This is a genomic window from Pseudomonas fluorescens, assembly GCF_000730425.1.
Classification (GTDB): Bacteria; Pseudomonadota; Gammaproteobacteria; order Pseudomonadales; family Pseudomonadaceae; genus Aquipseudomonas; species Aquipseudomonas fluorescens_X.
The window spans coordinates 643,666-666,085 of sequence record NZ_CP008896.1; the positions used below are offsets into that span (position 1 = coordinate 643,666).

The 22,420-nt window shown below is 61.5% G+C and carries 19 protein-coding genes and 1 riboswitch; of the genes, 6 read left to right on the forward strand and 13 right to left on the reverse strand.

Annotated elements, in window-relative coordinates; translation table 11 throughout:
• Positions 1 to 8 precede the first annotated feature (8 nt).
• Together efeO and efeU are read right to left on the reverse strand one after the other, a co-directional pair.
• The gene (gene efeO, locus HZ99_RS02695; RefSeq protein WP_038441191.1) at positions 9 to 1,205 is read right to left on the reverse strand and encodes an iron uptake system protein EfeO; all 1,197 of its coding nucleotides are present in this window, start codon (positions 1,203 to 1,205) and stop codon (positions 9 to 11) included.
• A 9-nt stretch (positions 1,206 to 1,214) separates the two neighbouring features.
• Positions 1,215 to 2,048: an iron uptake transporter permease EfeU gene (efeU, locus tag HZ99_RS02700; protein WP_038441192.1), complete on the reverse strand. Its 834-nt coding sequence runs from the start codon at positions 2,046 to 2,048 to the stop codon at positions 1,215 to 1,217.
• A 287-nt stretch (positions 2,049 to 2,335) separates the two neighbouring features.
• Here efeU and HZ99_RS02705 point away from each other — a divergent pair, with 287 nt between their 5' ends.
• On the forward strand, positions 2,336 to 3,352 hold the full coding sequence (locus HZ99_RS02705; protein WP_038441194.1) for an AraC family transcriptional regulator: 1,017 nt from the start codon (positions 2,336 to 2,338) through the stop codon (positions 3,350 to 3,352).
• Positions 3,353 to 3,534: 182 nt separating this feature from the next.
• Here the strand turns inward: HZ99_RS02705 and HZ99_RS02710 are convergent, their stop codons facing one another.
• From HZ99_RS02710 to HZ99_RS02760, 11 genes are all read right to left on the reverse strand, one after another.
• The gene (locus HZ99_RS02710; RefSeq protein ID WP_038441196.1) at positions 3,535 to 4,950 is read right to left on the reverse strand and encodes an efflux transporter outer membrane subunit; all 1,416 of its coding nucleotides are present in this window, start codon (positions 4,948 to 4,950) and stop codon (positions 3,535 to 3,537) included.
• Entirely contained in the window at positions 4,947 to 8,126 is a 3,180-nt protein-coding gene (locus tag HZ99_RS02715; RefSeq protein ID WP_038441197.1) for an efflux RND transporter permease subunit, read from the reverse strand. The genes HZ99_RS02710 and HZ99_RS02715 overlap by 4 nt, the downstream gene beginning before the upstream one ends.
• A 15-nt stretch (positions 8,127 to 8,141) precedes the next feature.
• Positions 8,142 to 9,386 (reverse strand): multidrug efflux RND transporter periplasmic adaptor subunit MexE, encoded by a 1,245-nt coding sequence (gene mexE, locus HZ99_RS02720; RefSeq protein ID WP_038447804.1) that lies wholly within the window; start codon positions 9,384 to 9,386, stop codon positions 8,142 to 8,144.
• 374 nt (positions 9,387 to 9,760) lie between these two features.
• A complete protein-coding gene (locus HZ99_RS02725) occupies positions 9,761 to 10,723 on the reverse strand; it encodes an arsenic resistance protein (RefSeq protein WP_038441198.1) in 963 nt (320 codons plus the stop codon).
• 161 nt (positions 10,724 to 10,884) lie between these two features.
• Positions 10,885 to 11,511 carry a LysE family translocator gene (locus HZ99_RS02730; RefSeq protein WP_038441199.1) on the reverse strand — a complete coding sequence of 209 codons (627 nt, stop codon included), beginning with the start codon at positions 11,509 to 11,511 and terminating at the stop codon, positions 10,885 to 10,887.
• Positions 11,512 to 11,667: 156 nt separating this feature from the next.
• The gene (locus tag HZ99_RS02735) at positions 11,668 to 13,092 is read right to left on the reverse strand and encodes an ArnT family glycosyltransferase (RefSeq protein ID WP_235205557.1); all 1,425 of its coding nucleotides are present in this window, start codon (positions 13,090 to 13,092) and stop codon (positions 11,668 to 11,670) included.
• Complete coding sequence (locus tag HZ99_RS02740; protein WP_309544533.1) at positions 13,092 to 14,078, reverse strand: glycosyltransferase family 2 protein; 987 nt, start codon at positions 14,076 to 14,078, stop codon at positions 13,092 to 13,094. The genes HZ99_RS02735 and HZ99_RS02740 overlap by 1 nt, the downstream gene beginning before the upstream one ends.
• Positions 14,059 to 14,466 carry a GtrA family protein gene (locus tag HZ99_RS02745; RefSeq protein WP_080727651.1) on the reverse strand — a complete coding sequence of 136 codons (408 nt, stop codon included), beginning with the start codon at positions 14,464 to 14,466 and terminating at the stop codon, positions 14,059 to 14,061. Before HZ99_RS02745 ends, HZ99_RS02740 begins: the two co-directional genes overlap by 20 nt.
• A 185-nt stretch (positions 14,467 to 14,651) precedes the next feature.
• Complete coding sequence (gene mntP, locus HZ99_RS02750; protein ID WP_038441204.1) at positions 14,652 to 15,215, reverse strand: manganese efflux pump MntP; 564 nt, start codon at positions 15,213 to 15,215, stop codon at positions 14,652 to 14,654.
• Positions 15,216 to 15,220: 5 nt separating this feature from the next.
• Positions 15,221 to 15,392, reverse strand: a riboswitch (yybP-ykoY riboswitch).
• A gap of 30 nt (positions 15,393 to 15,422) precedes the next feature.
• The gene (locus tag HZ99_RS02755) at positions 15,423 to 16,814 is read right to left on the reverse strand and encodes an ATP-binding protein (protein ID WP_038441205.1); all 1,392 of its coding nucleotides are present in this window, start codon (positions 16,812 to 16,814) and stop codon (positions 15,423 to 15,425) included.
• Entirely contained in the window at positions 16,811 to 17,473 is a 663-nt protein-coding gene (locus tag HZ99_RS02760; protein WP_038441207.1) for a response regulator, read from the reverse strand. The genes HZ99_RS02755 and HZ99_RS02760 overlap by 4 nt, the downstream gene beginning before the upstream one ends.
• Before the next feature lie 158 nt (positions 17,474 to 17,631).
• Here HZ99_RS02760 and HZ99_RS02765 point away from each other — a divergent pair, with 158 nt between their 5' ends.
• From HZ99_RS02765 to HZ99_RS02785, 5 genes are read left to right on the forward strand one after another with little or no spacing between them, the layout of a single operon-like run.
• Positions 17,632 to 17,898, forward strand: coding sequence for a PepSY domain-containing protein (locus tag HZ99_RS02765; RefSeq protein WP_038441209.1), 267 nt, complete (start codon positions 17,632 to 17,634; stop codon positions 17,896 to 17,898).
• On the forward strand, positions 17,898 to 18,443 hold the full coding sequence (locus HZ99_RS02770; protein WP_038441210.1) for a cytochrome b/b6 domain-containing protein: 546 nt from the start codon (positions 17,898 to 17,900) through the stop codon (positions 18,441 to 18,443). The genes HZ99_RS02765 and HZ99_RS02770 overlap by 1 nt, the downstream gene beginning before the upstream one ends.
• Positions 18,444 to 18,493: 50 nt before the next feature.
• Positions 18,494 to 19,780 carry a sialidase family protein gene (locus HZ99_RS02775; protein WP_038441211.1) on the forward strand — a complete coding sequence of 429 codons (1,287 nt, stop codon included), beginning with the start codon at positions 18,494 to 18,496 and terminating at the stop codon, positions 19,778 to 19,780.
• A complete protein-coding gene (locus HZ99_RS02780; protein WP_038441212.1) occupies positions 19,780 to 20,364 on the forward strand; it encodes a hypothetical protein in 585 nt (194 codons plus the stop codon). Before HZ99_RS02775 ends, HZ99_RS02780 begins: the two co-directional genes overlap by 1 nt.
• Complete coding sequence (locus HZ99_RS02785; RefSeq protein ID WP_038441213.1) at positions 20,364 to 22,391, forward strand: LTA synthase family protein; 2,028 nt, start codon at positions 20,364 to 20,366, stop codon at positions 22,389 to 22,391. The genes HZ99_RS02780 and HZ99_RS02785 overlap by 1 nt, the downstream gene beginning before the upstream one ends.
• The last annotated feature ends 29 nt before the right edge of the window (positions 22,392 to 22,420 follow it).

Sequence of the window (22,420 nt, forward strand, 5' to 3'; positions counted from 1 at the left end):
GGTCGTCTTCACTTAAGGCCGGAAAGGCCAAGGGCTGGGTCGATTCCATCGAGTGCGGCGGCCAGAACCTTGGCCTTTTCGGCGATCTGCTGACGCTGATCGGCGGTAACGCTGTCATAGGTGCGGTAGTGGCCATCGACCTGCAGGCTGTCGAGTTGCGCCGCGAAGGTGTTGACCGCGCTATCGATCCCCGGTAACAGAGCCGTGGCGGACTTGGCCAACAACGGCCGCATCAGGTCCAGCACCTTGCGCGTCACCGCAAGGTTCGCGGCGAAGCCGTTCAGGTCGAGGTGGCTGTAACGCTCCTCCTCACCAGTGGTGGCGCGTACATCGGCCAGGCTGTTGAGGTTGCGCACCAGGATGCTCAGCAGTTGCTCGGGCGGCAGCGATTGCGCGAGCAACTGCTGCTTGAGGGCAGTGACATCGGCCAGCAGGCGCTGGGCAATGGGGCCCAGGCCGTCGAGGCTGTGTTGCGCGAACAGACCGTACTCCAGGCGATGGAAGCCGCTGAAGGCCGGGTCTTGTTCGCGCTTTTCGAAATAATCGGCACGGGCATTGATCGCATTGTCCAGCTCGGCCAGGCGCTGGGCCGCCGGGGCCAGTCGTTGGTAGGCCTCGCGCGCCGGCAGGTACAGGGACTGGGCTTGTGTGAGGTCGCCGGCGGCAATTGCCTGTTCGAGGGCATTGACGGCCTTGATCAAGGCGCCGCCCTGGCTGCTCAGATACACGCGAAACTCCGACAGCGGGCCGATAAAGGCAACCATCGACGGCTTGGCTCTGGCCTGAGCGTCGGACTCGGCAGTCGGTGTCACATGCAGGGTGCCACGGGGGTTGCTCAGCAGGCCGCAGGTGATGGTGTAGTCGCCCGGCGGCAGGTTGGCGTTGATCAGCTGGCTCAGGCCGGGGGCAATGTTTTCGCGCTCCTCGAGCACCAGTACGCCATCGAGAATTTCCCACTCCACCGCACGATCCGAACGGTTGATGATGCGAAAGCTCGCGCGGCCTGCCGGCACCGTCAGGGCATTGGGCTCGCAGGCATGGGCGTGGATGATCACGGGGATTTCATTGTGATTGACCAGGCGTTTGGCGGCGGCCAATTGGGCGGCGTAATAGAACAGACCACCGGCGGCGATCATCACGATCACCGAGCCGGCTAGCGCCCAGCGCAAGGCGCGGGGTGGCGAGGCAGGGGCTTGGTTTGGCAAAGGACAACCTTACTGGCTGGAAACGGAAGAGGGGGTGGCTGGCGCGGTGGGCATGAAGAACATCACCAACGCCACCGCCAGGTAAATCAGGTAGGCACCCAGGGTGCTGACGGTCGGCGCGTCTTGATAGCCGAGCATGCCAGCCAGCACTGAGCCCAGCGGGCCATCCATCGGCAGAGTGGCACTGAAATCGAACAGCACGCTCTGCAAGTGGTTCCACACCCCGGCTTCATGCAGGGCCTGCACCGAGTTGGCGAGGATGCCGGCGGCCACCACCAGGATGAACAACCCGGTCCAGCGAAAGAACGCACCGAGGTTCAGACGCATGCTGCCGCTGTAGATCAGCACGCCCACGATAATCGCCAGTACCAGGCCGAGCAGGGCGCCGATGGGGGCAGCGGGGCCTTCGCTCTGCTGGAAGACGGCCAACAGGAAGAACACCGTTTCCAGGCCTTCGCGGGCTACGGCGAAAAACACCATGGCGATCAGTGCGATGACCTGGTTGCGCGAGCCGGCCAAGGCGTGATCCAGGGATTGGTGCAGGGAATGTTTGATCGAGCGTGCGACCTTGCGCATCCAGAACACCATGGAACTGAGGATGCCTACGGCCAGCAGGCCAACGATGCCTTCGAACAGTTCCTGTTGTTTTTGCGGGAATTCGGCGCTGACCAGTTCCAGGCCGCCACCGACCAGCAGGGCCAGGGCGGCGGCGAGAAACACCCCGATCCACACCGCTGGCATCCATTGGCCGCGGCCGGTCTGTTGCAGGTAGCTGGCGATAATGCCAACGATCAATGCAGCTTCAATGCCTTCGCGCAGCATGATGAGAAAGGGGACAAGCATCGGGCACCGCAACGTAATTAGTTAGGGTGCTAAGTTGTAACATAATGATACTCATTACTAAACAGCGGATCTTGACGTTTTCTGAACAGCGACTGAACAGCCCTCTAAATGCCGCCCTAAGCCCTGTAGGAGCCGGCTTGCCGGCGATAGCGCCTCATCGTTGCCTGACAGACCGCAATCGCCGGCAAGCCGGCTCCTACACGGATATGCGAAATGCCGGGCCCCTCTGTTCCTTACAGGCCAACACGCTCCTACAATGGCCGACCTACAAGATTGAGCCCTTGCCCATGTCGGAAAAAGACACAATCTCCATCCACCTGGTTGGCGAAGCCCTGTTGCAAAGCTGCGCCCCCGGTGCAGCGACGCGGGAGGCCCTGAACAAAGTCGGGATCGACCCCGCCTTGTTGGCGCAGCCCGCCGCCCGGGTCCCGGCGCTGGCGTACGCGCGGCTCTGGCGCTTGTTGGCCCGGCGTCGGGATGATGAGTTCTTTGGCATGGACCCGCGCAAGTTGAAGTCCGGCAGCCTGGCGTTTCTGTGTCGCGCTTCGATGGCCCAGCCCACCTTGGGCGAGGCCCTGGAAACCGGCCTGGGCTTTCTGTCGCTGATGCTTGAACACCTGCCCGCCCAATTGGTACGCCAGCAAAGCCTGGCGGAAATTGTGCTGCTGGAGCCCGAGCCCGAACCGCGACGGGCGTTCACCTATTTTTGCTACTGGATGATCGTCCACGGCGTTGCCTGCTGGCTGGCTGGCCGGCGTATCCCGATCCTGGCCATCGAACTGCGCGGCGCACAGCCGGCGTTTTGTGATGATTACCAGGTGATGTTCTCCGACAATCTGCGCTTTGACCGGCCCCGCACCCGGATGATCTTCTCGGCCGACTGCCTCGACCTGCCGGTCAAGCGCAGCCAGGAGGAACTCAAGCGCTTCCTGGCCCAGGCGCCGGCCAATATCCTGGTCAAATACCGCGACCCAGACAGCCTGGCGATGCGCATCAAGCATGACCTGCGCCAGCGTCCGGCCCAGCTGTGGCCGGAAACCGAAAGCCTGGCCCATCAGTTGTGCATGTCCGCCTCCACCTTGCGTCGGCGCCTGGCCGAAGAGGGGCAGACGTATCAAGGGCTCAAGGACAGCGTGCGCAAAGAGCTGGCGATTGTCTGGTTGGCCGAGGCCGACATCAGCTTTGCCGAGATCGCCAGCCGCCTGGGTTTTGCCGACGCCAGCTCGTTCTACAAGGCCTTTCGCAAGTGGTCGGGCTCCAATCCAGGGCATTACCGCAGCTTGATTCTCACTGAAGCCAACTGAGTCAGATCGGCGCAACGAAACCAGGCGCTGCCTCGCCGGGGGCTCGACAGCTCCCACCTTTGATCTGTGCGGCCTGAGCTACGTGTTTGACGGGCTTCAAACAGGCAAAAAAAGCCCCATGACCGAATGGACCACGGGGCTAAAAATTGGCTGGATGCGACCAACCAAAGGAGCTCTTTACGTTACTTGAGGCTGGCGACGGTGGTTTCTGGTTGCCAGCCGCCACCCAATGCCTTGTAGATCGCCACGATGCCGCGATACAGGTCCACCTCGGCCAGGGCCTGGGCGTCTTCGGCGAGCAGGCGTTCACGCTGGGCGTCGAGCAGTACGAGGAAGTCGGCAGTGCCTTCGCGGTAGCGAATTTCGGCGAGATCGGCCGCAGCCCGGCTGGATTCGCTTTGACGGATAAGGGAAACCAGGCGTTGCTGGCGTTTGCCGTAGTCGCTGAAGGCGTTTTCTGACTCTTCCAATGCCAGCAGTACTTGCTGCTCATAGGTGGCCAGGGCGCCATCGGCCTCGGCATCGGCGCCGCGCAAACGGGCGCGTACACTGCCCAGGTCAAAGGCTGCCCAGGTGATGCTCGGACCCAGGGCCCAGGCATTGGCGGCGGATGAGCCGATCTGCGAGCCCCGGCCTGCGGTAAACCCAAGGAAGCCGCTGAGGCTGACCCGTGGAAACAGGTCGGCCTTGGCCACGCCGATACGTGCGGTGGCCGCTGCCAATCTGCGTTCGGCGCTGAGAATGTCCGGGCGCCGTTGCAGCAATTGCCCTGGATCACCAATCGGCAAGGCTTTGGCAATCGCTGGCAACTCGGCCGGGCTCAGGTCCACGTTGAGTGTGTCCGGGCGCTGGCCGAGCAGGGTGGCGATGCGATTGCGCTCGCGCACTTGTTCGGCCTGCAATTGCGGCACGCTGGCTTCGACCGCTGCCAGACGGGCATCGGCGCGTACTACATCCAACTGGTCACCGACCCCGGCGTCACGCAGGCTTTCGGTGATGGTGCGCGAATCCTGCTGGTTCTTCAGGTTGGCCAGGGCGATTTTTTCCCGCAGTTGCGCGCCGCGCAGTTGGCCGTAGGCGTCCACCAGTTCGGCAATCATGCTGACTTGCAGTTGATAGAGGTCGGCTTCGGCCGCCTGCTGGTCGGCGTCGCTGGCTTCCAGGTTGCGCTGGATACGGCCAAACAGGTCCAGCTCCCAGGCCATGTCCAGGCCCAGGTCATAGCGTTCGCTATTGACCCGGCGGGTGCTCTGGCCGGGGATCTGGCCCTTGGCCAAATCGCTGCTGGCGCGGCTGGTGATGGTCGGCATCGCGTCATTGCTGGCGTCATCGCGAATCGCCCGGGCCGCCCGCAGGCGGGCAAACGCTACCCGCAGGTCACGGTTGCCGCTCAGCGATTGGACGACCAACTGGTTAAGGGTCGGGTCCTCGAACTGCTGCCACCAGATGCCTTCGAACTTGGCGTGGTCGTACTGCTTGGCATCGGCGGCGGACGTGATAGGGGCCGCCTCCAACGGCTGGGTTTTATAGTCCGGGCCGACGGCACAGGCGGCGAGCGCCAGTACCAACAGGCTCGGCAGGAATACTTTCACACTCATTGCTGTGTCTCCAGCTTCAAGGCCTTGGCCGCTTTACGCGCTTGGCTGCGTTCCACATAACGGCGGATCAACACGTAGAACACCGGCGTCAGCAACAGGCCGAAGAAGGTCACCCCGATCATCCCGGAGAACACCGCCACACCCATGGCGTGACGCATCTCGGCACCGGCACCGCTGGAGAGCACCAGAGGCACCACGCCCATGATGAAGGCGAACGAGGTCATCAGAATCGGCCGCAGACGCAGGCGGCAGGCTTCCAGTACCGCTGCCAGCGGGTCGAGGCCTTCTTGCTGTTTATCCTTGGCGAATTCGACGATCAGAATCGCGTTCTTACAGGCCAGCCCCACCAGGACGATCAAGCCGATCTGGGTGAAGATGTTGTTGTCGCCGCCGGACAGAATCACCCCGGTGATGGCCGACAGCAGGGTCATCGGTACGATCAGGATCACCGCCAGTGGCAGGCTCCAGCTTTCGTATTGGGCGGCCAGCACGAGGAACGCCAGCAGTACGCAGAGCGGGAACACAAACAGCGCGGTATTGCCCGAGAGGATTTGCTGATAGGTCAGGTCGGTCCACTCGTAGGTCATGCCGTTGGGCAGTTCTTCTTTGAGCAGTTTTTCGATCGCTGCCTGAGCCTGGCCCGAGCTGTAGCCGGGTGCCGCGTTGCCATTGATCTCGGCGGTGATAAAACCGTTGTAGTGCATCACGCGATCCGGTCCCGAGGTGTCGCTGACCTTGATAAAGGTCGCCAGCGGGATCATCTCGCCCTTGTTGTTGCGCACTTTCAACTGGCCGATCTGCTCGTCTTCAAGGCGGAACTGTTGTTCGGCCTGTACGTTGACCTGGTAGGTGCGGCCAAAGCGGTTGAAGTCGTTGGTATACAACGAACCCAGGTAGATCTGCAGGGTATCGAAGATATCGCTGATCGCCACGCCATGGGTCTTGGCCTTTTCACGGTCGATGGCTGCATCGACCTGGGGCACGTTGACCGTGTAGCTGGTGAACAGGCCAAACAGTTCCGGCACGTTGTGGCTCTTGGCGATGACGTTCTGCACTTCTTTGTACAGTTCCTCGTAGCCCAGGTTGCCACGGTCTTCGACTTGCAGGCGGAACCCGCCAATGGTGCCCAGGCCCTGTACCGGCGGCGGCGGGAAGATCGCCATGTAGGCTTCCTGGATATCGGCGTACTTGCCGTTCAGGGCGCCCGCGATTTCACCGGCAGACATGCCTGCACCCTTGCGCTCGTCAAAAGGTTTCAAGGTCACGAACACGATGCCGCTGTTGGGGCTGTTGGTGAAGCCGTTGATCGACAGGCCGGGGAAGGCCACGGCACTCTCCACGCCCGGTTGCTTGAGGGCGATATCCGACATGCGCTTGATCACGTCTTCGGTGCGATCCAGGCTCGAAGCGTCGGGCAGTTGGGCGAAGGCCACCAGGTATTGCTTGTCCTGGGCCGGGACGAAGCCGGTGGGGGTATGGGCAAAACCGAACCAGGTCAGGACCATCAGGCCTGCATACAGGAACAATGCGATGCCGCTACCGCGAATCACCCGGCGCACGGTGCTGACGTAGCCACCACTGGCCCGCTCGAAGAAGCGGTTGAACGGGCGGAACAACCAGCCACCGAACAGCTTGTCGAGCACCTTGGAGAAGCGATCCTTCGGTGCGTCATGGCTGCGCAGCAACACGGCGGCCAGGGCAGGGGACAAGGTCAGCGAGTTGAACGCCGAGATCACCGTGGAAATCGCAATGGTCAAGGCAAACTGCTTGTAGAACTGCCCGGTCAAGCCGCTGATAAATGCCGCCGGGATGAACACCGCACACAGCACCAGCGCCGTGGCAATGATCGGGCCAGTCACTTCGCTCATGGCTTTTTCGGTGGCCGGGAACGGTTCAAGGCCCAGCTCGATATTACGTTCGACGTTCTCCACCACCACGATGGCGTCGTCCACCACGATCCCGATGGCCAATACCAGGCCGAACAGCGACAAGGCATTGAGCGAGAAGCCAAACAGGTGCATGACCGCAAAGGTGCCGATCAGGGATACCGGCACGGCCACCAACGGAATGATCGAGGCGCGCCAGGTCTGCAGGAACAGGATCACCACCAGCACGACCAGGACCAGGGCTTCGAACAGGGTGTGAACCACGGCTTCGATCGAACCCCGTACGAAGATGGTCGGGTCATAGACGATGCTGAAGTCCATGCCTTCGGGGAAGCTCTTTTTCAGCTCCGCCATCTTGTCGCGCACTTCGTTGGAGATCTGGATCGCGTTGGAGCCCGGTCGCTGGAAGATCGGAAGCGCCACCGCCGGCTGGTTGTTGAGCAAGGAACGCAAGGCATACTGGCTGGAGCCCAGTTCGATTCGGGCAATGTCTTTGAGGCGAGTGATTTCACCGTTATCGCCCGCGCGAATAATGATGTTCTCGAACTCCTCCTCGGTCACCAGGCGCCCCTGGGTGTTGACTGACAACTGGAAGCTGGTGGCACTCGGTGCAGGCGGCGCGCCCAGAGCGCCGGCGGCTACCTGGCGGTTCTGCTCGCGAATCGCGGCCACCACATCGCTGGCCGTCAGGTTGCGCGAGGCGGTCTTGTTTGGATCCAGCCAGACGCGCAACGAGTAGTCACCCATGCCGAACAACTGCACGTCACCGACACCGCCCAGGCGCGCCAGCTCATCCTTGATATTGAGGATCGCGTAGTTGGACAGGTAGAGCATGTCGTAACGCTGGTCCGGTGAGGTCAAGTGCACCACCATGGTCAGGTCTGGGGAGGCCTTGTCCACGGTGATACCGATGCGTGTCACTTCTTCCGGCAGTTTGGGCTGGGTACGGGTCACCCGGTTCTGCACCTGCACCTGCGCATTGTCCAGGTCGGTGCCCAGGGCGAAGGTGATGGTCAGGGTGATCTTGCCGTCGGCGGTCGATTGCGAGGACATGTAGAGCATGTTCTCGACACCGGTGATTGCCTGCTCCAGAGGCGCGGCTACGGTTTCACCGATGACTTTGGGGTTGGCGCCCGGGAAGTTGGCGCGCACCACCACGGTCGGCGGCACCACTTCCGGGTATTCGCTGATCGGCAGCTGGAACAGCGAGATCGCGCCGGCGATCAGGATCAGCAGCGACAGCACGGCTGCGAAGATCGGCCGCGAAATGAAGAACTTGGAAAAATTCATCTTGTGTGTAGTCCCTTAACCGCGTGGAGTCGCGACACTGGCGAGTTTGGGCGCGGCTTTATCCGGCGCCACTTGCTCCAGGTTGCTGGCTTCAAGCGCTTGTCGTTGTTTTGCCAAAGCGGCGAGGGTGGCCTGGCTGGCCATCGGGATCGTTTCCGGGACAACCGGCGATCCGGGGCGCACTCGCTGCAGGCCCTTGACAATAATGGTGTCGTCCTTGCTCAGGCCGCTGCGCACGATGCGCAAGCCTTCGATCTTGGGCCCCAGTTCCACAGCGCGGTAGACGGTCTTGTTGTCGCCATCCATCACCAGCACAAACTTCTTGCCCAAGTCGGTGCCCACGGCTTCATCGGAGATCAGTACGGCGGAGTAGGTGCCGCTGCCGACCAGCTTGAGGCGCGCATACAGGCCGGGAGTGAAGCGCCCGTCGCTGTTATCGAACACCGCACGCCCACGGATGGTGCCGGTGGCCGGGTTGACCTGGTTGTCGACAAAGTTCATTTGGCCCAGGTGCGGGTTGCCATCTTCGTTGGACAGGCCCAGGTACACCGGGGTGGTGGCGCCGCGACGGCCCTGGCGCGCCAGTTCGGTGTACTTGAGGTACACGCGCTCATCGGCGTCGAAGTAGGCGTAGACCTTGTCGGTGGAGACCACGCTGGTCAGCTCGGTGACATCGGCGGTGACCAGGTTGCCGGCAGTGATTGCCGCGCGGCTGACACGGCCACTGATGGGCGAGGTGACGCGGGTGAAGCTCAGGTTCAGGCGGGCCAGGTCCAGTTGCGCCTGGATCCCGGCCACGGCGGCGCGGGCTTCCTGGGCGGCGGTGGTCCGGGAGTCGGCCAGCTCGGCGGAAATTGCATTGCTCTGGCGCAGGCGCTCGCCACGCTGGGCCTCGTTGTCACTGCGCGAAGCCGCGGCCCTGGTTTGTTGAAGCTGGGCTTCAAGGCGTCGCACTTCAGCCTGGAACGGACGCGGGTCGATCTGGAACAACAGGTCGCCTTTCTTTACCAATGCGCCTTCGATGAAGGCTACCTGGTCGATCTGGCCTGAGACCCGTGGGCGAATCTGTACGGTTTCCGGCGCCTCCAGGCGGCCGGTGAACTCGTCCCATTCATTGACCGGTTGTTCCAGGACCTTGGCGACGCTGACTTTGCTGGCAGGCATGGCGGCTGCTTGTTCGGGGGCCTTGCCGCATGCGCTCATCACCAGCACGGCCAACAGGGCCAGGGGATAGCGCAAATGTTTGAGTGACTTTTCCATGAGGTGCATCCGCCAATGTATTTGAGATGGGCGGATCATGCTTGGCAGTGTGCTATCTCACGAATCGAATGAAACAAAGGTAACTATCATCCGGAATGATATAAGCGCCGAGAAAGCCCTCTAGCATGGGGCTTTCGTTAGGGAGCTATCAATAGCGCTGATGACAAAAGACCGTTGCACAAGCGGCAACGAAATACGTCAGTTGCCCTATGTTCCGTGCGCCGGGGGTGAAGGATGCTGCAGGTCTTCCTGCCTGCTTCAGGACTGCCTCATGAATTGGGGGATTGGGTCGTTGCCAGCGAACATGCCTCGCGCACGGTGGCGCAACCGCGTTGGCCATGTTGGGTGCGCTGGCGCGCGACCCGGGCGCAAGCCTAGCGATTGCGCCAGACCAGGGCTGGAATCACCCGGATATAGATCAGCTCAAACACCAACTCGATCAAGGTCTGGGTAATGATCGCCGCGGCGGCCAGCACGCGCAGGTCTTCCGGCAAGGCCAGCGCCAATGGCAGCACCACCAGCGAGTTGCGGGTGGCGCTGCTGAAGGTGACCGAGCGCGCCATTGTGGCGGGTAGGCGCAAGGCCCTGGCCGTCAGGGCGCCAATCACCGGGGCGAGCAACATGAAACCGAGGTACACCGGGATCAACGGCAGTAACTGCTCGATCTGCTGCGCCACGTACGCGATCTGCGAGCCAATCACCACGAGCAACACCGCGGCCATGGCGGGCACTGGCATCCACGCCCAACCTGCGTTCCAGCGTTCTACAGAGGGCGAACGACCGGCCCCGGCACTCGTCAGCACAGCCAGCAGCAACGGTACGGCGATCAGCAGCACAAACGCCTCGACAAACGGGCCGATGGCGATTGCGACCGCTGTTTCATTGCCTGGAATCAGGGCCAGGTACAGTGGCAGCAGCGCCAGTTGCAGCAACAGCAGCAAGGGCGTGGCCGCCAGGGTCAATCGGGCATCGCCTTTGCCGATATGGGTAAACACCACCACGTAGTCGATGCACGGCGTCAACAGCACCAGGAGCGCGCCGATCAGGATCGCCGGTTGATCGTGCAGGCCGCGGGTAATGGCCCAGACGAGCAGGGGGATCAATACAAAGTTGGCCAGCAGCAATGCGGCGATGAAGCGTTTGTTGGCCAGGCCCTGGCGCAGTTGCAGAAACGGGATTTGCAGGAACATCGCGTACATCAACACTGCAATTGCCGGGGTGACGAGGGCGCCTAGCTTCTGCGCGACGTGAGGGGTGAGCAGGCCACCGACGGCGGCGATGATGACCGCCACGAAGTAGATCGGGATCTGGTTCTGCTCAAGTTGGTCTCGGTTCACGGAGTGTCCTTGTTACGGGTGTGGTGCTGTTTGTGGCGTGCAGGGTAATCGAAACCACTGCCGATGAGTTGATTGGACAAGGCTCCGGTACGGTAGGCGCGAGCAAGCTCGCACCTACACGGTATTGGGGCAGGCGGGATACAGCGCGTGTTTGAGACGGTTTATTTTTGGCTGAGGGCCGCCACTGAAAGCCCGGATGCGACGAAAGTCAGGCCGGCCCCCACATTCAGGCCATTGACGACTTTTGGCTTGCGTTGCAGCCATGTCGACAGGCGTGTCGCAAAAATTCCCATGAGCGCGAAACCCAGGGCCGTCACTGCCGCGAACCAGGCGCCGTACACCATCATTTGCACAGTGACCGAGCCCAATGACGGGTTGACGAACTGCGGAATAAAGGCGAGTACAAACAACCCAGGCTTGGGGTTCAGCGCGGCTGACAGGAAACCGGTGAGGAAGATGTTTTTCAGCGGTTGCCGCGCCGCAGGCTTGAAATTGATCAGGCTGCGCGAACGCAAGACCTTGATGCCCAGCCACAGCAGGTAGCTGGCGCCGATGACCTTGACCACCCAGAAGGCCACGGCAGATGTCTGCATCAGCAGGGTCAGGCCCAGGGAGGCCGTGGCGACGTGAAACAGAATCCCGGTCCCCGACGCCACTCCCGAAACGGCCGCCGCCATGGGGCCCTGGCTCAGTCCCCTGGCGATAGCCAGGAGGTTGTCCGGGCCGGGGGAGAGCACCAGCAACAGGCAGGCAGCGGTATAGGTCAGCCAGATATCCAGCGGGAACATAACGACACTCCTTTCGTTAAAGGTTCAGGGAGGCCATCGTGCTCCAGCGGTGTGCCCAAGATCAAGCACCTGTGTGGGAGTGGGTTTGCTCCCACACAGGGTCGCCTGGGGCTGTCAGGACAAGCCAGCAGGCGATCAGATCGTCGCCGGTTTGCCTCAGGGGCGAACGCCCAGCGCATTGGCCCGTGGATCACATCGGAACAACACACTCTGGCTGGCACGCAGCTGTTCGACGCAATTGAACGGCTGCAACCCCTGGAGACCACGCTTGAGGTCACGTTCCCTGCGGGCGATGTAGAACGCACGGTCATCGGGCAGGGTGCTCAAGTCCTTGACCTGGCGAGCCTCGCCGTCGGTATAGAACTCTCCCGAATAGGAGCGGCGGCCCCAGTAGTAAAGGCTCCCAGGTGCGCTGGTCTGCAATTGCTGCCAGGCGTTGGCGAGGTCGCGCTGGTTGTTCGGCCGATCAAAGGAGCGGCCATCGATGGCGGCGATCGGCAGCAACACCGGCAGCAGCAACGCCAGGCCCAGCCCACCGACAGTTTTGCCGGTACTCCAGGATGTCTGTTTCAGCGCGCCGGCCAGTAACAGGCTCCATGCCGGCAGGGACGGCAGCAAGTATGTCCACAGGATATTGCCAGAGAACGTGAAAAACGCCGGCGTTGCCAGGGCCCATAGGGCGATGAACACGTAGTAGCGTCCCGACAGGGCCGCGCGGCGAACGCCAAAGTAAAGCGCGGGCAACAGCAGCGTCCACGGGAAAAAGGCCAGCAACAGATCCAGCCAGATAGCGCCAGTGGGCCGGGCATGGGCACTGCCGTACAAGTCACCGGCCCAATCGCTGACTACATAGCGCTTCCAGTGCTCGCCGACGAGGAAGTAGTCGAGGAAACCAGGTGTGCGCTGTTCGGCAATCAGGTACCAGGGCACGGCGACCAGCAGCATCAACGCGATGCCGCTGAGCCAGGGCAAGTGCAGGAAAGCGCGCCACTGGCGGTAGTAGAGTGTCCAGACTGCCGCAGGAATGGCGACCAGGACCACCGCCAGTGGCCCCTTCGCCAATAGTCCGAGCCCCAGGCCGGCAAACCCTGCCAATGCCCAACGCCGATCTCCCTGGGTTACACCGCGCCAAAAGCCGTAGGTGGCCAAAAGGACCGAGAAACTCAGAGCAGGATCCGTCAACACCACGCCCGCCGACAAGAGGCCGAGGGTCGAGCTGGAAAAGATAATCGCCGCCAGCACGGCGGTTTTTTCATCCACCTGCTCACGGGCAAAGCGGATGATGATCAGGCAACTGGCGACATGAAACAGCCAGGCCGGAAAACGAATGGCAAATTCATTGATGCCCAGCAGCTTCATGCCCAGCGCCTGGCTCCAGAACGACAGCGGTGGCTTGCCCCAAAAAGGCACATCCAGCTCGAACAGCGGGGTTACCCAGTTGCCGAGTACCAGCATCTTGCGCGCCATTTCCGCGTAGCGAGCTTCTGAAGTGTCCATCAGCGGGTACAGCCCCAGGCTCGCCAGGCGCAGGCCCAAAATAGCGATCAATACCAGCCATAGCGTACGGGTCGTCATAATCATCAGTGGTTTTCTTGTTCGCGAGGGTGTGTGTGGCAGGCGCGTTCCGGTCGTTCGGGGGCGTCGCCGAGCAGGTTGTCGAGCAGGTAGATGGGACGCTGCCTGACCTCGCTCAACGTGGCTCCCAGGTATTCGCCGATCATCGCGATGCCCAGGGCGATGAACGCGGCGATACCCATGATCACGTGATGGGAGTTGAAGGTGTTGGCGCTCACCTGATAGATGATAAAGACCAGGGTCGCGATGAAAATCACCAGGCTGAGCAGGCTGAACCAACGCAACGGTTTGCGTGACAGCGCCAATACACCTTCGATGCCAAGGTCGATCAGTGCCAGCGGCCCCCATTTGCTGAGTCCGGCGCTGCGCGGCTCTCGGTCGTAGGGCAACTCGATGGTGTTGAACCCCAGCCAACTGACCAGGCCCTTCATGAATCGTGTGCGCTCTGGCAGGCCGCGCAACGCTGCCAGGGGCGCGGGGCCAATCAGGCGGAAGTCGCTGACGTCGGCAGGAACATCAAACTTGTCGACCAGGAAGTTCATCAGTTTGTAGTAGAGATGGGCACTGATACGTTTGCTTGACGTATCAGACACGCGACTGCGGCGTTGCATATTGACGATGTCGCTGCCGGTCAGCCAGTGATGAACCATCAAGGGAATAAGTTCGGGTGGGTCTTGTAAGTCAGCATCAATAAACAACAGCGCATTGCCGCCTGCGTAATCAATGCCGGCGACCATGGCTGCTTCCTTGCCGAAGTTACGGCTCAGGTTCAGGCAGCGGACACCAGGCGCCTGGCAATAGTCTGCCAGCAGGGTCAGTGTTTCATCGCGGCTGCCGTCATTTACATACACGACTTCATAACGAATGGTGAGTGTTGTAAGTACTGCCATTAGCCGCTTATGAAAAAAAGGCAGGACTTTGGCTTCGTTGTAACAACAAACAATCACACTGAGCATCGGACGAGGGGGGCGCTCAGCTCTTAATAGATTCATGGCGAAAGCTCCAGTGCTGGTTGATTTGGTAAGTGATCAACGTCAGGGCGCAGGTGGTTATCACCTGCATAAGCCATAGGCGCTGGGGCCAGTGCTCCAGAAGGAACGCCATCAAGGCCAGGTTTATGCCGTTGTAGACGAGGGCAGTGATGCTAAAGCGCAGCCATTGAAAAGTGTCGGGCGGGCGAGACTTTGTGAATGTCCAGCGTTTGTTACCTTGATAACTTACGACGGTGCCGACTATTGCCCCCAGTAATGTTGCAAACAATGCTGGCAAAACCGTCAATAATAACAAAAGTGTTATGTAGTGAGCGCCAGTGGCAAGTATTCCAACTGTTAAGTAATGGGGCAGGCGTGCGGAGGAGTTACGGGGCGCAGGGGATGTCATCGAGAGAACTACACGTATTCAGGAGTCTGTATGGCGCTGACTTTAACGACTCGCGGAGGCTGGCGTGTGAAAAAAACGTCTAATGGCGCAGATATTGCCAAAGTGTAATTTTAGTGTTGGTTAGTTGTTAGAAGTTGCCGGTAGAAAGGGACGGTCGGCCCCTTTCTGCCAGGATACGTTGATGATCAGACCGACAGATGCTCATACAGAATCGTGGCACCGACGATCATCAGTACGACGCCGCCCACGATCTCTGCGCGTTTACCGAACAGGGTGCCAAGGACTCGGCCGAGCATCACGCCAATGGTCACCATGGTCATGGTCGCTACGCCGATGGCCGCTGCCGCCACCCAGATGTTCACATCGACAAACGCCAGGCCGACGCCGACCGCGAGGGCATCGATGCTGGTGGCAAACGCCGTGACGGCGAGGACCAGGAAGGAATGCTGGCCGTTTTTCTCTTTGGCCTCGTCTTCGTGCTTGAGGCCGTTGTAAATCATGTGCAGGCCCAGCAGCACGAGTAAGGTGAAGGCTATCCAGTGGTCCCAGCTCTCCACCCAGCGTGTGGCGGCCTGGCCGATCACCCACCCGATAATCGGGGTGATGGCTTCGATGACACCGAAAATCAAGCCGGTGCGCAGGGCTTCGCTCAGGCGTGGTTTGTGCAGGCTGGAGCCTTTGCCGATAGCGGCGGCAAAGGCATCCGTGGACATGGCCAGGGCCAGGAGAATGAGGGAAAAAGGGTTCACGGGCGATCTTCCAGTCGGGCTATGAGTCAACGACACATCCACACGCCCGACGTTAGGCATGGAGGTGTCGCTGGTCTCACCAACCAAAAGGTGTTCGTACCACGGCAGGTTGCCGAGAATGTTGATACGAACGCTTGCGAAAGACTCGCAAGCAGGCTACTCCCCAACGAGGTCCGGGATCTTATGCGGGCAAACATGAAAAAAATGTCAACGACCACCAGGCAAGTCGGACGCGCCCTCGTTGATTCGCAGTTCAGCGCACAGCCCACCCTGGGGCAGGTTGTACAGTTGCAGGCTGCTGCCGATCTTGCTGACGATCATCTGCACAATCGCCAGCCCCAATCCGGCGCCGTTGGCATGCCCCCGGCTGTAGAACCGTTCGAACAGGCGCGCATACTCACCTTCGTCGATGCCTGGGCCGGCGTCCTCGATACTGATGTACACCGCCCCGGATGCCTGCGGCTGCACCTGGACGCGGACCTCGCTGCCGCGCGGGGCGAAGTTCAGCGCGTTGGTCACCAGGTTCTGCAGGGCGATGGCCAGGGCGACGGGGTCGGTCTTGACCTTGCAGTGGTGGTCGCTGTCGAGGGTCAGCTCGATGCCCTTTGCCAGGGCCAGGGGGGTCAGTTCGGCCAGTTCCTCACGCACCAGCGCGGTCAGTTCCACGTCGCATCGATCAGGGTTGGCCAGGCGCGGCTCGATGCGCGCCATGGTCAGCAATTGGCTGGCGATGCGCGTGGCGCGGTCTACGGCACTGATCAGAAACTCCAGTGCTTGCTCCCGTTGTCCTGGGGTGCTGGCCAACTGTGCGTTTTGCGCATGGATCCGCAGGATCGCCAAGGGTGTGCGCAACTCATGGGCGGCATCGGCGATAAAACGTCGTTCCCGCGCCAGCAGGTTGTCGATCTGTTGCAACAGGCGATTGAGCGCAGTCTGCATGGGTTCGAGGTCGTGGGGCAGGGGGTGCAGGTTGAGCGGCTTGAGGGTTTCGGTATTGCGTCCACGGATGGTGTGGGCCATGGCACGCAACGGCTGCAACCCCCAGCCGATGGTCAGCCAGATCAAGATGGCGAGCAGCGGCACGCCAATCACACTGGGCCACAGCGTATGGCCGACGATGCGCTGGATCAGATCCTGGCGGATGTCATCGCGCTCGCCCACCCAGATCAGCAGCCCTTGTTGCGGGTCCTTGAGCAGGAAGGCGCACCAGTCGTTACCGTTGTCCATCAGGTCATGGGCGCCCAGGGTCGCGGGTGGCGCCTGCAGTTGCGGGGCTTCGGCCGAACGCACCAGCAACTGGCCGTCACTGCGCCACACCTGGAACGTCAGGCGCGTTTCGTAAGGGTGCGCCGCTCCGGTGTCACCCACGCGGCTCATGGCGTCGTCGAAGGCCTGGTAGAGCCGGTTCCAATCGTTGTCACCCGGCGCACGCTGCGCCAGCACGCCTTGCAGCAGGCGCGCACTTTGCGCGAGCTGGGCGTCATACACTTCTTCGATCTCGTGGTGGCTGTCGCGCAGCACCAGCCAACTGATCAGCACATCACCCAACAGGACGAGGATGAGTACCGGTACCAGGATGCGTGCGCGTATCGACGTCATGGCTTGAGCTCCATCACATACCCGACGCCTCGCACCGTGCGGATCAACTCGGTCGAGAGCTTTTTGCGCAGATTGTGGATCAATACTTCCAGGGTGTTGCTCTCAACCTTTTCCTGCCAGCCATACAGGGCCCGCGACAAGCGTTCGCGGGTCACCACGTTACCGGGGCGTGCCAACAACTGATGGAGCAACTGGTACTCCATCGGCGTCACCACCACCGGGTTGCCGTGCCAGGTGACCTGTTGGCCGACAGGGTCCAGACACACGCCCGCATGTTCCAGCAACGGCTGCGCACGGCCCTGGCTGCGCCGCAGCAAGGCACGGATGCGTGCCTTGAGCTCCTCGACATCGAAGGGTTTGATCAGGTAGTCGTCAGCACCGGCATCCAGTCCGGCAATCCGCTCGGCGGTGCCGTCACGGGCGGTGAGGATCAATACCGGCAGATTCTGTTGCCTGTCGCGCAGTTGGCGCAGCAGGGCCAGGCCGTCGAGGCGTGGCAGGCCAAGGTCGAGCAACAACAGATCGAAGCTTTCGCTGCACAACGCATGCAGCGCACTGGCACCGTCCTGCAACCAGTCCAGGGTGTAGCCTTCGCTGCCCAGGGCGACGCGGATGCCTTGGCCGAGGGCGCGATCATCTTCGACCAACAATAGGCGCATGGTGTGTTCCCGGTGTGATATCGGCGGCATCATGCCGTTGGCGGAGCGGGTATGGCAGCCCGGGCGACGGGAAACATGTAACCACTCATTTCCAGCTAAGACTTCATTAAGCTTGGTTTTGCACAGTGAGGCCTTCCTCACCGAGCGAGAGTATTCCCATGCGCAAAATTCTGCTGTTGTCCCTGATGGTTGCCAGCCCCCTGGCCCTTGCCGGCCCGCAATGCACCACGGCTGAGCGTTCGCAATGGCAAGACCCGCAGGCGTTCCAGGATCAGTTGAAAGCCCAGGGCTACGAGATCAGCAAGTTCAAGATCACCGACGGTAACTGCTACGAGATATATGGATTCGACAAGGACAAGCGCAAGGTGGAGATCTACCACGACCCGGTCAGCGGCAAAGCGGTCAAGACCGAGATCAAGGGCTGATGCCAGGCAACTCCATAGCACTGTGGGACCCGGTGGTCAGGCTGTTTCACGTGTCCATCGCCGGGGTCTTTGTCGCCAATTACTTCTTCACTGAAGCCGGCGGCGATTGGCATGTCTGGCTCGGCTACTACGCCATGGGCTGGTTGCTGGTCCGGTTGCTGTGGGGGTTTGTCGGGCCACGCAGCGCGCGCTGGGCAGATTTCTGGCCGACCCCGGCAAGGCTCGCAGCCCATGTGCGCGCTCTGCGCGCCAGGCGCCCGGAGCATCGTCTCGGGCACTCGCCGTTGGGCGCATTGGTGATGATTTTGATGCTCCTGGCGATGTTGACGGCAGGCCTGAGCGGTTGGGCCATGGAGGAGGTCGATGTCTTATGGGGCGCCGATTGGCCGCTGCTGGTGCACGAAACTGCGGTCGATGGCCTGCTGGTACTGGTCTGCCTGCATCTCGCCGCCGCGGTATTTGAAAGTTTCCAGGTGCGCGACAACTTGCCGCTATCGATGCTGACCGGTCGCCGGCGTCGGTTGCCGGATGATTCTGCGCACTGAAGCCGCTGTTCTGTCTTCACTCCCCACCCTGCATTTGCCATGAGCTCACTATGCGCGTGCTGTCTTTTCCCCTGAAATTCATTCTCGCCAGCCTTGCCCTCTGCCTGGTCTTCTGGGCAGCCTGGCGCAGTCATCCGGCCCACGTCCTGGCGCCTTTCGCGCGGTCTGCCGTGCCTCTGGCCGCCAGTGCCGAGCCTGTCTACAACAGCCGGTTCGTGTCCTCCCAACTGGATGACTTTGTGCATTCGTCGTCAGTCACTGCACTGCCGGGCGGCGACTTGATGGCCGTGTGGTTCGCTGGCTCGCGCGAAGGCGCCGCCGACGTGCAGATCCGTGTCGCACGGTTCGATGCCAAGACCACGGAGTGGGGCGCCGAGCATGTATTGGCGACCCGCGAGTCGACCCGCGATGGTACCGGGCGCTACATCCGCAAGCTGGGCAACCCGGTGATTGCCCTCGCGCCGGATCAACGCTTGTGGATGTTCTATGTGTCGGTGTCTGTGGGCGGCTGGGCAACCAGCGCGATCAATGTGATGGTCTCTGAGGACCTGGGACGCAACTGGTCGGCACCACGGCAACTGATCACGTCACCGTTTTTCAATGTCAGCACCCTGGTACGTGCCGCGCCGGTTTTTCATGCCGATGGCTCGATTGGCTTGCCGGTCTATCACGAACTCATGGGTAAGTTTTCCGAGTACCTGTACCTGAGCGCGGATGGCGCGGTGATTGATAAATTCCGCATCAGCCGGGGCAAGCATTCGCTGCAGCCGACCATCGTGCCCCTGGATGAACGCCGCGCCGTGGCGATGCTGCGGTATGCCGGCGATACCCATCATCGTGTGCTGGCCAGCCGTACCGATGATGCCGGGCAAACCTGGAGCGAGCCGTACCCACTGGAACCGGCCAACCCCAACTCATCCCTGGCGGCAGTCGGCACTGCCGGCAACGGCTTGCTGGTGGCGCTCAATGATCTGCGTGATGGGCGCTTCAAGCTCAGCCTGTATGGCACCGACGCAGACCTCAATGACTGGCGCAATGTGATCGAGTTGGATCAATCACCGGATCCGCTCGGCCAACCCTTCGCCCCCGACGCCTACAAGGCGATCATCGGCGCGGGCTTCCGCGCCTCCAGCGGTGCGCGACGCTTGCCGTTGGAACAACGCTTCCTGAGCAACCTCGATTACCGGGTGTGCAAGCCTCGGGGCTGTGATTTCGAGTATGAGTACCCGTATTTCAGCCGGGGCCAGGACGGTGTGTATCACCTGGTTTACTCATGGAATAACACCTTTATCAAACATGTCAGCTTCAACGAAGCCTGGCTGGCGGAGCGCCTGTGATGCTGACGCTGTGGCAGGCTCATTTGACCTTCATCCTCCTTGGTTTTGTCCTGCTCGGGTCACTGCGCTGCGTGCAGCCCTGGCGCCCGTGGCTGCTGCCGGGGTTGGCGCTGCTCAGCTTCATCCCGGCCAATGGCCTGCCGCTGGCGGCGTATGTACGCAGTTTTACCGATGATCTGGCGATCAGCACCCTGGTTCTGCTGGGCTGGGCAAGCCTGGTGCGGTTGGGGCTGGTCGAGCCGCAAGCGCCACGGGCGCGCGTCCAGGTGCTGGTGCTGTTTGTACTGCTGGCGGCGTTGTTGTACCCGGCCACCATGGGCCTGACTTACTTCGACCCTTATCGCTGGGGCTTCAACCCAAGGCCGATGATTGTGCTTGTCGCGCTGCTCGCCTTGGGGCTGTTGTGGCTGCGCAATGCTTTGGCGGTGTGGATGCTGGGGCTGGGTACGCTGGCCTTTGCGCTGCGCCTGAAAGCGTCGGAAAACTACTGGGACTACCTGATCGATCCGTTGCTGGTGGGCTATTGCCTGGTGGCGGGCGGTGCGCTCTGTCTCAAGCGCGTCAAACTGCATAGAGGTCAATGATGGGGTGGTTGCAATCACGGCGCCTGCGCTATGGCGTAGGGGCGATAGGCCTGGCGTTCTTGCTGTTTGCAGGGCTGCGGCTGGTGTTTGTGCTGGGGTTTTCCGGCATTGATCCTGCGCAGTTAGCGGATAACCGACAATCGCTCGACACCCTGGGTATCGGCTTGCGTTTCGACCTGCGTCTGGCGGTGCTGCTGGTGCTGCCGCTGGCGGTGCTGGCGTGGATACCGCGCTGGAACCTGGTACGCGTCACGTGGTTGCGCACTGTGGCACGGGGCTATTGGCTGCTGGCGCTGGGCATCGTCGGCTGGGTATACATCCTCGACTTCGGCCATTACGCCTACCTCGGGGTGCGGCTTAACGCTAGCGTGCTGCGTTATCTGGAAGATGCACAGATCTCGCAACAAATGGTGTGGCAGACCTATCCGGTACTGTGGATCGCTCTTGGCTGGTTGTTGGTACTGGGTGTCTGGTTCTGCGCTTTCGTAGGGCTGGAGCGACTGACGCTGGCGCGCAGGCCGCGTTTCATTGGGCGCGTGTCGCTGGCATTCGGGAGCGGCCTGGGAGTGATCGCCGTGCTGTTGGCGCTGCTTGGGCGCGTCGAAAACCTCAACCTGCAAAACCCGGTGCCGCTGCGCTGGAGCGATGCGTTTTTCTCCGGCAACGGCAAGATCGCGGCACTGGGCCTGAACCCGGTGCTGTTTTTCTACGACACGCTCAAGGCCGGGCAGGCGCAGTTCGATGAGCCACAGGTGCGCGAACATTATCCGGTGGTTGCCCGCTACCTGGGGGTGGACCGCCCCGATCCACAGAGCCTGACGTTCGAGCGTGAGCAAAAGGTGCAGCCGTACCGCCTTGGCGCAACCCCGAACGTGATGTTTGTCATGCTGGAGTCCCTCGGCACCAGTGCGGTCGGTGCGTATGGCAACCCGCTGGACCCTACGCCAAACCTCGATCGGCTGGCGGCCCAGAGCTGGTTTTTCAAACACTTCTACGTACCGGTCACCGGCACTGCAAAAACCGTCTGGGCCAGTATCACCGGCGTACCGGATGTCACACGCCAGGAGACGGCGACCCGCCACCCCCTGATCACTCGCCAGCACACACTGATCAACGCCTTCACCGACTACCAGAAGCTGTACATGATTGGCGGCAATGCCGGGTGGGCGAATATCAATGCCCTGATCCAGCAGAGCATCGACGGCGTGCGCTTGTATGAAGAGCGCCACTGGCAGTCACCGCGTGTCGATGTGTGGGGCATTTCCGATCTGGACCTGTTCAAGGAAAGCGACCGGATCCTGCGCGATCTGCCGCAGGACCAGCCGTTTTTTGCCTATGTCCAGACGTCGGGCAATCATCGCCCGTTCACCATTCCTTCGGACAATGATGGTTTCAAGCGCAGCCACCTGTCCCTGGACCAGGTGCAGGCCGCCGGCTCGCGCAGTGTCGAACAGTACAACGCGGTACGCCTGCTGGACTTCAATATCGGCAAGTTGATGGAGATGGCCAAGGCGGGCGGTTACTACGACAACACGATCTTTGTGTTCTTTGGCGACCACAACACCCGTATCAGCCAGATCCCCCATATGCCGCCGGCCTTCGAGCAACTGGGCCTGGAAAGCAACCATGTGCCAATGCTGATTCATGCCCCGGGCCTGCTCAAGCCCAGGGTGATCGAGGAGGCGGTGGGGTTGGCGGACCTGCTGCCGACGGTCGCCGGGATGGTGGGGGTGGCGTTCAACAATGGGGCGATGGGGCGCGATATCCAGCAACCCGCCCCGGAGGGCGAGCGTGTGGTGCCGCTGGTTTTGCGCGAAGGTACCTTCCCGTTGATCGGCGGGGTCACCCAGGACTATCTGCTGCAAATGCAGCATGACGGCAGCGCGCCGACCCTGCACGACCTGCGCTCCCCGACCCCCCTGGAAAACGTGGCGGCGCAAAACCCCGATGAATTCCAGCGCCTGGTCGACCTGACCCGGGGCCTGCATGAAAGCGCGCGGTTGATGCTGTACCGCAACGTGCGCTGAGGCCAGGCGGTTTGAGTTCAGCCCTGGAT

Bases quoted from the DNA above. Each gene is read 5' to 3' on its own strand.
- efeU (WP_038441192.1), bottom strand. From the start codon at position 2,048: ATGCTTGTCCCCTTTCTCATCATGCTGCGCGAAGGCATTGAAGCTGCA.
- HZ99_RS02705 (WP_038441194.1), top strand. From the start codon at position 2,336: ATGTCGGAAAAAGACACAATCTCCATCCACCTGGTTGGCGAAGCCCTG.
- HZ99_RS02710 (WP_038441196.1), bottom strand. From the start codon at position 4,950: ATGAGTGTGAAAGTATTCCTGCCGAGCCTGTTGGTACTGGCGCTCGCC.
- HZ99_RS02715 (WP_038441197.1), bottom strand. From the start codon at position 8,126: ATGAATTTTTCCAAGTTCTTCATTTCGCGGCCGATCTTCGCAGCCGTG.
- mexE (WP_038447804.1), bottom strand. From the start codon at position 9,386: ATGGAAAAGTCACTCAAACATTTGCGCTATCCCCTGGCCCTGTTGGCC.
- HZ99_RS02730 (WP_038441199.1), bottom strand. From the start codon at position 11,511: ATGTTCCCGCTGGATATCTGGCTGACCTATACCGCTGCCTGCCTGTTG.
- HZ99_RS02735 (WP_235205557.1), bottom strand. From the start codon at position 13,092: ATGATTATGACGACCCGTACGCTATGGCTGGTATTGATCGCTATTTTG.
- HZ99_RS02740 (WP_309544533.1), bottom strand. From the start codon at position 14,078: ATGAATCTATTAAGAGCTGAGCGCCCCCCTCGTCCGATGCTCAGTGTG.
- HZ99_RS02745 (WP_080727651.1), bottom strand. From the start codon at position 14,466: ATGACATCCCCTGCGCCCCGTAACTCCTCCGCACGCCTGCCCCATTAC.
- HZ99_RS02755 (WP_038441205.1), bottom strand. From the start codon at position 16,814: ATGACGTCGATACGCGCACGCATCCTGGTACCGGTACTCATCCTCGTC.
- HZ99_RS02760 (WP_038441207.1), bottom strand. From the start codon at position 17,473: ATGCGCCTATTGTTGGTCGAAGATGATCGCGCCCTCGGCCAAGGCATC.
- HZ99_RS02765 (WP_038441209.1), top strand. From the start codon at position 17,632: ATGCGCAAAATTCTGCTGTTGTCCCTGATGGTTGCCAGCCCCCTGGCC.
- HZ99_RS02770 (WP_038441210.1), top strand. From the start codon at position 17,898: ATGCCAGGCAACTCCATAGCACTGTGGGACCCGGTGGTCAGGCTGTTT.
- HZ99_RS02775 (WP_038441211.1), top strand. From the start codon at position 18,494: ATGCGCGTGCTGTCTTTTCCCCTGAAATTCATTCTCGCCAGCCTTGCC.
- HZ99_RS02780 (WP_038441212.1), top strand. From the start codon at position 19,780: ATGCTGACGCTGTGGCAGGCTCATTTGACCTTCATCCTCCTTGGTTTT.
- HZ99_RS02785 (WP_038441213.1), top strand. From the start codon at position 20,364: ATGGGGTGGTTGCAATCACGGCGCCTGCGCTATGGCGTAGGGGCGATA.